The sequence below is a fragment of the Burkholderia sp. BC1 genome (genome assembly GCF_052683555.1).
The window spans coordinates 119859-131221 of sequence record NZ_JBQYLP010000012.1; the positions used below are offsets into that span (position 1 = coordinate 119859).

Below are 11363 nucleotides of genomic sequence, written 5' to 3' on the forward strand. Positions count from 1 at the left end.
ATCGCGCTCAGCGCTCGTGCGCCGCACGGTCGGCGGCCGCATTCGGCGGCAGCGTTTGCCGGATCCGCGTGACGGTTCGCGTGCTGACGAGGCCGAGCATCGCGCTGACGTCGGTATGCGTGTGACCGGCCAGCAACTGACGGCGCGCGAAGGTATTGCGCAGCACCCGCGGACTCATGTCCGACGCCTCGAAGCCGATCGCGGCGAGCGCGTCGCGCACGACGAGTAGCAGAAACATGTCGTTCATCGGCCCGCCGTCCCGCGGCGCGGGAAAGAGCCGCGCTAACGCATCCGAATCGGACGAGCAAGCCGCCAGCCACGCCGCGAGCGGCGCGACGGCAAACGCAGCGAGTTCGATCCGGCGTGCCGGCCGGGCGCGCTCGCGCGGCACGGTCAGCATCGGTCGGCGTTCGTCGAGCGCGAGCGCGTCGCGCGTCGTTGCGCGGATTTCCGCCGACGTGATGCCCGTTGCGAGCAGCAGCGCGACGATCGCGCGGTTCCTGCATGCGGTGGGCGTATCGTCGGCGCGCGGTTGCACGTGACGTTGCAGCGCGGCGTCCGCGTCGGGAGGCAGATAGCACGGCTCCGGCTCGGTGTCGGGCCACGCGAGCGCGTGCGCCGCACGCGCGGCCGGATGCACGCGCCGCACGCCGGCTTCGACGAGATGCCGGCACAGCCGGTCGATCAGCTTCGCATAACGCACACGCGTGGACGTGCCGGGCGCGCAACTGCGCTCGAGTTCCGTCAGAAACGTCGCGACGTGGTCGGGCCCGAACGTCGCGAGCGATGCACGGTGCGCATGCAGATGGCGCAGAAATCGTTCGAACATCGTGACGTGCTGCACGATCGAGCGCGGCGCGAACGGCTGCCGCCGCGCGCCCGTCGCGCTCGTTTGCTGCCACGCTCGAAATGCCCCGACGGGGTCGTCGATCCAGCGACTCGTATCCATGACGCCGTTATAGCCGCAATGCAGCGAAGTCTGCAAATCGGGCGAACGCACAGTGCGCGAGCTTACCCAAGCGCGGCTTGCGTTCATCGACGAGTTGCGGAAAAAAAATCATCCGTGCGACGATCGAACCCATTGCCCGCATGCCGAGGGGGGCGCGGGCGACGAGACGTACTTCACCACGATGCACGACAACGTCGACCGACAATGAATAGAACAGCGATCTTCCCGTATGCGTCCGCGCTGCTTGCAGCCGTCCTGATGACGGCATGCGGCGGCGACGTCGAAAACGAAGCGGCCCGCTCGTCCACGACGGCCGACACCAGTTGTCTCGCGCTCGACAACAGCGGCGCGACCGTCGTGGTGGGCTCGAACCAGCCGGGCGACCCGTCATTGCCGGAAGCATCGTCGGGCTATCGCACCGGCATGAAGCCCGTCTATGCGAAGCGCTATCTGGTCGCGACTTCGAACGCTTACGCGAGCGCGGCGGGATGCGCGGTGCTGAAAAAAGGCGGTACGGCAGCCGATGCGGCCGTTGCCGTGCAAGCCGTCCTCGGGCTGACGGTGCCCGAGGCGACCGGGCTTGGCTCGGGCGGCGTGCTGCTGTACTACGATGCGCGCAACAAGACGCTGCAGGCGTACGACGGCCGTGAAACAGCGCCTGCGGCCGCGACGGAAAACTATCTGCGCTATGTCGACGATCAGAGCGACCGATCGCCGCCGCAGCCGAATGCTCGCGCGAGCGGCCGCTCGATCGGCACGATCGGCGTGCCGCGGCTGATCGAGGCGTTGCAGCAGGATCACGGCAGGCTTGCGTGGAAAGACCTGTTCGGCGACGCGATTGCGCTCGCGACGAACGGCTTTCGGATCGGCGGCCGGCTGGCCGACGCGATCGCGGCGAATGCCGCGAATCTGAAGCGCGATCCCGACGCCGCTGCGTATTTCCTGAACGCCGACGGCTCGCCGAAGACGCTCGGCACCGTGCTGAAAAACCCCGCATACGCCGATACGCTGACGGCGCTCGCGCAGTCGGGCGCGAAGGCGCTGTACACCGGGCCCATTGCACAGGACATCGTCGCGAAGATCGCGACGGCGAAGGGCGCGGACGGTTCGACGATCACGCCGGGCAAGACGACGCTCGCCGATCTCGCGGCCTACGAAGCGAAACGTCGCGAACCGGTATGCACGACCTATCGCAGCTACTGGGTGTGCGGGATGCCGCCGCCTTCGTCGGGCGGCATTGCAGTCGCATCGGCGCTCGGCATTCTCGAGAACTTCGATCTCAAGTCGCTGAAGCCGACCGCGATCGATCTCGAAGGCGGCAAGCCGACCGTCGCCGGCGTGCATCTCGTGTCGGAAGCCGAGCGGCTCGCGTACGCGGATCGCGACAAGTACGTCGCGGACACCGATTTCGTACCGCTGCCGGGCGGCACGTGGGACACGCTGCTGAACAAGCCGTATCTGAAGTCGCGCGCGGCGCTGATCGATCCGGGCAAGAGCATGGGTACCGCGCAGCCCGGCGATCTCGGCGCCGTGCCGCTCGGCGTCGATACGACGCTGATCGAACACGGCACGAACCAGTTCACGATCGTCGACGGCGACGGCAACGTGCTGAGCGCGACGACGACGGTCGAATCGAGCATGGGCTCGTTCCATATGACGCATGGTTTTCTGCTGAACAACCAGCTGACCGATTTCTCGGCGAACCCGCTCGACAGCGCGGGCAATCCGGTGGCGAACCGGCTGCAGCCCGGCAAGCGGCCGCGCAGCTCGATGGCGCCGACGATCGTGTTCGCCAAGGCAGCCGACGGATCGCGCGGCGATTTCGTGATGGCGACCGGCTCGCCGGGCGGCGGCACGATTCCGCAGTACGTCGTGAAGACGCTCGTCGGCGCGCTGGACTGGGGCCTCGACGCGCAGCAGTCGACCGGCCTCGTCGATTTCGGCGCAAGCAATAGCCCGACGACGACGATCGGCGGCGAACATCCGAACGTCAACACGTCGAACAGCGGCGCGAACGATCCGCTGATTGCCGGCCTGCTCGCGCTCGGTCACAAGGTATCGACGTCCGCGCAGGCGAGCGGCGTCAATACGGTGATGCGCGTGACGCTCGGTCAGACGCCTGCGCTGCAGGGCGGGACCGATCCGCGTCGCGAGGGTGTCGTGCTCGGCGACACGATCCGACCGTAAGCACGAAGCCGGCGCGAACGAAGCCACCGCCCCGCCGTGCCGATCGCGATCGGCGGCGGGGCGTTTCGTTGCTGCGATAGCGCGCGCGTCGAGCGCCGCCACACACCGCTCGACCTGCGTGTCGACACACCGCGATGCCAGCCTGCTGAAGTGCCGAACGACTTGAGTCGATCGCGCCGCAATCCGGCAATTGTCAAACTGTGTGAGTCAATCGTCAGCATTTGCAACGGAAGTAACAGTCCCCGCAAAACAGCGGTTTCGTACGCGACGCCGGCTACATTACGCCCACTTGCCGCATGTCGCGGCGAGGCATGCGACAAGCCGCACGAACGCGGCCCGCAGCAACAACATCTTTGGGGAGAATGACCATGAACAAGATTCGCACGATCCTGCTGGGTGCCGCGCTGTCGGCTGTCGCGACCTCGGCTGCTTTCGCACAGACGGCACAGACCGGTGCAGACGGCTCGGTCGGCGTCGGCGCACAGGTGCAGACGCCGCTGCTGAGCGGCGGCGTGGGCGCGCAGGGCGGCGCGGGTGCGAATGCGGCCGGTTCGGGCAACGTGATCGGCGGTGCGCTGAGCGGCGTCGGCAAGACGGTCGACGGCGTCGGTTCGGCGGCCGGTAACGCGGTCGGTGGCGCGACGCACGCGGTCGGCACGGCCGCCGGTTCGGCGAAGGATGCTGCCGCGTCGGCCGTCCATTCGACGAAGGCGCACGTGAAGCATGCCGCGGCGTCGGCGAAGACCCACGCGCAAGGCGCGATGACGACCGCGGGCGACGTCGCGGGCGGCGTGAAGGCGAAGGCCGGCGAAGCGCTGGCCGGTACGACGAACGCTGCGCAAGGCGGCGCGTCGGTCGGCCTGAAGGGTTCGGTGTCGGCGCAAGGCGCGGCGCAGTAACCGATCCAGGTCCGTAACGGCCCGGCCCGCTTCGATGCGGGCCGGGCCTTTTTTTTTCGCGCGCGATGCGACGTCCTTCCCCGGCCTCGCATCTCCGATACGGACGAACGGCATGCGAATGGCGCCGCACCCGTTCGGGATGGCATCATGCTTCGCTGCTGCGGTTCGATTGCGGCGGTCGCTTTCAGGTACCATCGCCAGCCGTCGGCAACCGGCAGCATGATGCAGCGCGACGTCGATCGCATGCGATACGACGGCAACCGCCACGCGCGCCATCCAACAGGGGAATTTCGTGAAGTTCATCCACGCGGCAGACATTCATCTCGACAGCCCGCTGCACGGCCTGAGCGCGTATCCGGACGCGCCGGCCTCGCAGTTGCGCAGTGCGTCGCGCGATGCGCTGCGGCAACTGGTGGATCGCGCGATCGACGAGGAAGTCGCGTTTCTCGTGATCGCCGGCGACCTGTACGACGGCGACTGGAAGGATCACAACACGGGTATCTTCTTCGGCCAGCAGATGGGACGTCTGCGCAAGGCCGGCATCCGCGCGTTCGTGCTGTGGGGCAACCACGACGCCGAAAGCGAAATGACGAAGAAGCTGACGCTGCCCGACAACGTCACCGTATTCCATCATCGCAAGCCGGAAACGCATCGGCTGCCCGAGTTCGAAGTGGCGTTGCACGGACAGAGCTTCAAGGACAAGGCGGTCGTCGACAATCTCGCGACCGGCTACCCCGATCCGGTGCCCGGCTACTACAACATCGGCGTGCTGCATACGGCGCTCGAAGGCTATGCGGCGCACGCGAACTACGCGCCGTGCACGCTCGCGGAGTTGCATGCGAAGGGCTACGACTACTGGGCGCTCGGCCACGTGCACGAGTTTCAGCAATGGACGGGACCGTCGACGATCGTGTTTCCGGGCAACCTGCAGGGACGGCATATCCGCGAGACCGGACGGCGCGGTGCGGTGCTCGTGACGGTCGAGCAGGGACGCACGCAGGTCGAGCGTCTGTACCTCGACGTGCTGCGCTGGGAATCGCTGGCGGTCGACGCATCGGACTGCGTGAGCGTCGCCGATCTGTCGCGCAAGATCGGCCAGTCGCTGGAGACGCTGCTGAGCGTCGATGCGCATGTGCCGCGCGCGGTGCGCGTGACGGTGACGGGACGCACGCCCGCGCACGGGTTGTTCTTCGGCCGCGCGACGCAGCTGCGCGCGGAGGTGCTGAATCAGATCGGTATCATCGGCAATGAGCGGCTGTGGCTCGAGAAGGTGCGGCTCGCGACTTCGGCGCCCGAGCATCCGTACGGCGCCGGCGAACCGCTCGAAGCGCTCGACGATCTGAAGCAGATTCTCGCCGACGCCGCGCACGATCCCGATTTCCTCGCGCTGCTCGAACGCGATCTGAAGCCGTTCCTCGGCAAGGTGCGCAGCGACGTGAAGGAGGACGTGCCGCTGCTTGCGCTGGCGCGTGAAGGCGATCTGACGGCACTGGTTCGGCAGGTCGGTCCCGCGCTGCTCGCGCGGCTGGCGAGAGGAGAATAAGCGATGCGCATCGGTCAACTCGATCTGATCCGGTACGGCAAGTTCACTGACGAGACATTGCGCTTTCCGGCGGCGACGCAGGATTTCCATGTGATCGTCGGGCCGAACGAAGCCGGCAAGTCGACGATTCGGACGGCGGTGACGGAACTGTTGTTCGGGATGAAGCTGCAGACGCCGCTCGACTTTCTGCATGGCACGCCCGATCTGCGGATCGGCGGCGTGCTCGAAAGCGGCGGCGCGACGCTCGCGTTTCATCGCGCGCGCGGCCGCAGCTCGCTGCGCACGCCCGACGACGACAAGCTGCCCGACGACTATCTCGCGGCCGTCCTCGACGGCGCGACGCGCGAATTCTTCGAGCAGATGTTCGGTCTCGATCACGGTCGGCTCGTCGATGGCGGGCGCAGCATTCTCGATGCATCGGACAAGCTCGGCCAGGTGCTGTTCGAATCCGCGGCCGGCGTCGGCCGGCTCGGCTCCGTGCGCGACGAACTCGACGCGCGGGCCGCAGACCTATGGGCGCCGCGGCGCAGCGGCAGCGCATTTGCGGTTGCCGAAACGGCGTTCAACGAAGCGGTGGCCGAACTGAAGGCGGTGCAGGTGCGCACGCGCGACTGGGTCGACCGGAAGGAGGCGCGCGAAGCGGTCGAGCACGAGATCGCGCTCGCGCGCACGGAGCTGCGTCGGCTCGAATCGCTGCGCTCGAAATACGAGCGCGTCCGACGGCTTGCGCCGTATCTGAAGGAACTGGCGCTCAACGAGGCCGCGTTGGCGGAGCTCGGCGACGTGGTCGACCTGCCGCCGTCCGCGGGGGCGGAACTGCTGAAGGCGCAGGGCGATCTCGCCGCGGAGCAAAAGGTGCTCGAGGCGCGCCGCGCGGATCTGCTCGCGAAACGGCAGGCGCGCGATGCGATCGACGGCGATACGGATGCGCTCGCACGCGCAGCCGACATCGAAGCGCTCGAACGGCTGCGCGCCACGTGCGCGCACCATGCGCAGGATCTGCTGCTGCTCGGCGCGGAAGTCGAGCGGCATTTGTCGGCTGCGTTCGACGCGGCTGCGCAACTGGGCTGGCCGAGCGACGAATCGGCATTGCGCGCGGCGTTGCCGTCGGCGCTCGCGTTGAAGACGGTCGAAAGCCTGCTGCGCGAACACGGCGCGCTTCATCAGGCGCTCGTCGGCGCACGCGATTCGCTCGACGAGCGGATGCGCGAGTCCGATCAGGTGCGCGAACAACTGGCGAGCGTGTCGACCGTCGACGTACCGGAAGCGCTTCGTGCCGCGCTCGTCGATGCGCGCGGCCTGCGCAACATCGGGCAGCGCGAGCATGCGCTCGAAGGCGAAATCGCGAGCGCCGAGCGCGTGCTGGCCGGCGCGCTCGATGCGCTGGGCCCGTGGCGCCAGCCCGTCGACGCGTTGCGTGCGCTCGACGTGCCGTTCGCAACACGGGTCGGTGCGCTGCTAAAGGCGGAAAGCGAACGCATGAGCGCGGTCGCAGCGGCGCGCGATGCGCGCGACGCTGCGCGGGAAGAGCTCGAACGGCTGGCATTGCAGGAACGGCATTTCGCCGAGAACCACCCCGTCGTCACGACGGCGGAAGTGCTTGCCGCCCGTGCACGCCGCGACCGTGCATGGAGCGACGTGCGCAGCGGTGCGGTCGATCTCGCGGCGGGCGCACCGGCCGTCGACGACGCGATTCGCGTCGCCGACCAGCTCGTCGATGCGCAGCTCGGTGCAACGCAAGCGGCCGCGACGCTGCAATCGCTGCGTCAGCAGGTCGAAACCGCACGTGCGGGCGTCGCGCGCCGGCAAGCTGTGCTCGACGACCGCGAACGCGACCTCGCCGCACATCGCGACGCGTGGGCGGCATGCGCGGCTGCGGCCGGCGTGCCCGGCATGCCGCTCGATGCAATGACGGACTGGCTGGCACGACGCGATGCGGTGTTCGCCGCGCACTCGGATGTCGAGCGGCTGCGCAACGAACGCGACACGCTGCGCGACACGCGCACGCGCGCAGAGTCGGCACTGCGTGCGGCGCTGCGCGTCGTCTCGCGCGGCGATGACGCGCAAGGGCTGGACACGCTCGTCGCGACGGCCGAGACGTTCGTGCAGTCCGCGGAGAAGGCGAGTGCGCGCAAGGAGAGCCTCGACGAACGCGCACGAGAGGCCGAGCGCGGCTGCGCGACGGCGCGATCGCGCGTCGATCAGGCGCAGTCCGCGTACGACGCATGGCAGCAGCAGTGGCGCGACGCGCTCGCCGATGCAAGGCTTGCCGCCAGCGCGACGTCGCTCGCGGCAGCGGAGGGCGCACTGGCACTCGCGAATACGGTGACGGCCGAGCTTGCTGCGGCGGACGCGCCGCGCAACCGGATCGCGACGATGCGCGCGGAGCTGGCCGCACTCGAGGCAGGCGCGCGACGGCTCGCCGAAGCGCTGGCGCCGGAATGGCTGACGATCGGCGACTGGCTCGAAGTCGCGCGCCGGCTGAGCGCGCGCCTGTCTGCCGCGATGGAAACCGCTCGCGCGATCGAGCGTGCGGACGAAGCGATCCGGCAGGCCGACGACAAGGTCGCCGACGCTGCCGCGGCAGTGGCCGGCGCCGAAGCGCGCGTCTACCCGCTGCTTCAGCTGGCGGGCGTCGCGACGATCGACGAAGCGCTGCGGCTTGCCGAACGTTCTGACCGTCGTCGCGCGCTTCGGCAGGCGGTCGATGCCGCGCAACAGCAGCTGACGCGCGACGGAGACGGGCTGTCGCGCGCGGCGCTCGAAGCGGAAGTCGCGGAATACGATATTGCGGACGTACCGGCGCACCTCGAAGCCGTGAAGCAATCGATCGAGGACGTCGGCAAGCGGCTCAATGCGCTCGCGCAGCAGCAGGTCGTCGCCGAGCAGGCATTCGGCGCGATCGACGGACAGGCCAATGCGGCGCTCGCGGAGGCGAAGCGTCAGGAAGCGCTGGCCGCGATGGGGGAGGCTGCCGAGCAGTATCTGGAAGCCGCGACGGCGAGCCGCTTGCTGAAGTGGGCGACCGACCGCTATCGCGACCAGAAGCAGGGGCCGATGCTGCGGCGCGCCGGCGAGATATTTGCGGGGCTGACGCTCGGCGAGTTCGCGCGGCTGACCGTCGATACCGAGCGGACGCCGCCCGCGCTGTATGCACGGCGCACGAGCGGCACGTCGGTCGAAGTGGCCGGGCTCAGCGAAGGCACGCGCGACCAGTTGTTTCTCGCGCTGCGGATCGCGGCGCTGGAGTTGCAGCTCGGCAGCCGGACCGCGCTGCCGTTCGTCGCCGACGATCTGTTCATCAATTTCGACGATACGCGTGCGAAGGCCGGGTTCGAGGCGCTGCGCGATCTGTCGACGCGCACGCAGGTGCTGTTCCTGACGCACCACGATCATCTGCTGCCGCTCATCGCCGACGTGTTCGGTGCCCAGGTCAACGTGATCGAGCTGCAGCGGCAATCGGCGGCCGCATGAGAAGGCAGCAGGCCGGTATGGCGGCGCGCGCGTCCGCTGGCCGCATGCGCGTACGATGACGGATTCGATGCGCGGCCGGTCGACGCGGCCGCGGGTGCGTCCATACGACGGGAGGTGTCATGAACAAGCTGATCGCGGCCATCGCGTTCGCGGCGGACCGGCATCGCAACCAGCGTCGCAAGGACGAAGAGGCGTCGCCATACATCAATCATCCGATCGCGCTCGCCGACGTGCTGGCGAACGAAGTCGCCATCGAGGATGAACGCGTGATCGTCGCCGCCGTGCTGCACGACACGATCGAGGACACCGAGACGACCGAGCAGGAACTGCTGCGTCTGTTCGGCAAGGACGTCGCGAACATCGTGCTCGAAGTCACCGATGACAAGTCGTTGCCGAAGGAAACGCGCAAGCGGCTGCAGATCGAGCACGCGGCGCACATCAGCCGCCGCGCGAAGCTCGTGAAGCTCGCCGACAAGATCTGCAATCTGCGCGACCTTGCGCAGCATCCTCCGGCCGACTGGCCACTCGAGCGCAAGCAGGCGTATTTCGACTGGGCGAAGTCGGTCGTCGACCGGATGCGCGGCGTGCATCCGGGGCTCGAAGCGATCTTCGATGCCGCGTACGCCGCGCGGCCGAGCGAGTGAGGCGTCGCGATGCGTGACGATCGTTCGACCGGCCGTGCGCGGGGCAGGCGCGATGAGGCGTCGTCGACGCGCGCGGTTGCCGGTGTCGATGTCGGTGGCGACAAGAAGCAGTGCGATCTCGTGATCCTGCGCGGCTCGACGGTTGTCTGCCATGAGGCGCGGATCGCGCCCGAAGCGCTGCTGCCGCTATGCCTCGAACATGACGTCGTTGCCGTGGGTGTCGACGCGCCGAGCCAGTGGTGGGCCGGTGATGGACGTCGGCCGGTCGAGCAGGCGCTCGCGCGCGAGCGCATTTCGTGCTTTCCGACGCCGACGCGCGAGCAAGCGATCTCGAGTGCGTCGGGCTTCTTCGACTGGATGTTCGTGGGAGAGCGCGTGTATCGCGCGCTCGCGAGCGCGTATCCCCTATTGGTCGACGCGCACTATGGCGGCGGCCGCGTGAGTTTCGAGACCTATCCGTATGCGATCACGTGTGCGTTGCTCGGCAAGGCCACGGCGTCGGCGAAGCAGAAGCGGATTCAACGTCGACAGTTGCTGGAACGGCTCGGGATCGACGTCGCGACGCTGCGGACTGTCGATGCGCGCGATGCGGCGTTATGCGCGGTGACGGCGCGATTCGTGATCGAAGGAAGCGCGCACGCGTATGGCGATGCGCAAGGCGGGCATATCCGTGTGCCGATCGTGGCGGAGCCTATCGTCCTCGATCCGTCGTAGTGCCGGCTGCGTCGTTGCTTTGCTTTCCCGCGCTCGTGAGCGACCGAGCGCGCCATGCGGTTCGAGCAAGTGGCGGCCGTTGCGGCCGACGCAGCGCGTGTCGAACGTCGGAAGGTCGGCGTGCGTGAAGTCCGCACATTGCCGATCCCGATCCGCGATGCGATGAGTCGTCAGTCCTCGAGGATGGACGACGGCACGCTCGCCAGATCGCAGGCGCGCGCCTGCTCGAAGTAATTGTCCGCATCGTCGATCATGACGATGGCGACGTCGATGAGTTCGTCGAGTCGCTGCAGCAGTGCTTCGCGCCACTCGGCGTCCTCGTCGCGTTCGGGCGTTTTGTCGAGCTGCTCGATGATCGAGTCGGCGGTCTGCACGAACGGAATCGCCTGCTGATAGTTTTCGATCGATACCATCGCTGCGTTGCGCGCGCCGACGAGTCGTTCCCGATGCTCATCCGCCAGTTCCGTTTCGCCGCTGATCCGCGGCAATACATCGGAGATGCGTTGCAGCAACGGCGGGACCTGTTCTTCCAGGGTGGCGGCGCGTTCGCGCAGCGCAGCGAATTCGGCGCGGAGATCGGCCTCGCCCGATTGTGTGAAGCTGTCCATCGTCATCTTGAGTAGGTATGCGATCGCGGCATGATACTCGACCGCGCGTGGCAGCCTGTGCGACACGCGTTACGGGCAATCGGCAGACACCGCCGTGGCGTGACGCGTCGCGTATATATAGAAGAAGCCGGAAGGCGCTGCGGCCCGTCGCGTCTTTTTAAAAATATTTTCACAAACCGCTTGCGCATCCTGCGTGGGCTGCATAGAATCACGCCTCTTTCGCGCTAACGGAAACGCAGCGCGAAAGGGGAAGCGAAGTCGGACGTGTGCTGCGGTGTAGAGCGCCCGGCCGACGAAGGAAGAAGAACCCCGCAGTCGCAACGATGTAGTGAAAAAAGTTGTTGA

9 protein-coding genes are annotated in these 11363 nt (G+C 67.7%); 6 read left to right on the plus strand and 3 right to left on the minus strand.

What is annotated here, in order from left to right; all coding sequences use genetic code 11:
- Positions 1-7 precede the first annotated feature (7 nt).
- Entirely contained in the window at positions 8-949 is a 942-nt protein-coding gene (locus ACSHSS_RS08700; RefSeq protein ID WP_006416303.1) for a tyrosine-type recombinase/integrase, read from the minus strand.
- A gap of 204 nt (positions 950-1153) precedes the next feature.
- Between ACSHSS_RS08700 and ACSHSS_RS08705 the strand changes: the two genes are divergently transcribed.
- The 6 genes from ACSHSS_RS08705 (at position 1154) to ACSHSS_RS08730 (ending at position 10410) form a co-directional block, all read left to right on the plus strand.
- On the plus strand, positions 1154-3136 hold the full coding sequence (locus ACSHSS_RS08705) for a gamma-glutamyltransferase family protein (RefSeq protein WP_006416326.1): 1983 nt from the start codon (positions 1154-1156) through the stop codon (positions 3134-3136).
- Positions 3137-3504: 368 nt separating this feature from the next.
- A complete protein-coding gene (locus tag ACSHSS_RS08710) occupies positions 3505-4035 on the plus strand; it encodes a hypothetical protein (protein ID WP_006405534.1) in 531 nt (176 codons plus the stop codon).
- A 292-nt stretch (positions 4036-4327) separates the two neighbouring features.
- A complete protein-coding gene (locus tag ACSHSS_RS08715) occupies positions 4328-5578 on the plus strand; it encodes a metallophosphoesterase family protein (RefSeq protein WP_006416323.1) in 1251 nt (416 codons plus the stop codon).
- Between the two features lie 3 nt (positions 5579-5581).
- Positions 5582-9052, plus strand: coding sequence for an ATP-binding protein (locus ACSHSS_RS08720; RefSeq protein WP_006416295.1), 3471 nt, complete (start codon positions 5582-5584; stop codon positions 9050-9052).
- 119 nt (positions 9053-9171) lie between these two features.
- Positions 9172-9696, plus strand: coding sequence for an HD domain-containing protein (locus ACSHSS_RS08725; RefSeq protein ID WP_006416309.1), 525 nt, complete (start codon positions 9172-9174; stop codon positions 9694-9696).
- Between the two features lie 9 nt (positions 9697-9705).
- Positions 9706-10410: a DUF429 domain-containing protein gene (locus tag ACSHSS_RS08730; protein ID WP_048994803.1), complete on the plus strand. Its 705-nt coding sequence runs from the start codon at positions 9706-9708 to the stop codon at positions 10408-10410.
- A gap of 170 nt (positions 10411-10580) precedes the next feature.
- Here ACSHSS_RS08730 and ACSHSS_RS08735 read toward each other — a convergent pair whose 3' ends face one another.
- Together ACSHSS_RS08735 and ACSHSS_RS08740 are read right to left on the minus strand one after the other, a co-directional pair.
- Positions 10581-11018, minus strand: coding sequence for a hypothetical protein (locus tag ACSHSS_RS08735; RefSeq protein ID WP_012464961.1), 438 nt, complete (start codon positions 11016-11018; stop codon positions 10581-10583).
- Positions 11019-11087: 69 nt separating this feature from the next.
- Positions 11088-11363 (minus strand): hypothetical protein (locus ACSHSS_RS08740; RefSeq protein ID WP_220087403.1); only part of this gene is annotated, 276 nt, incomplete at its 5' end.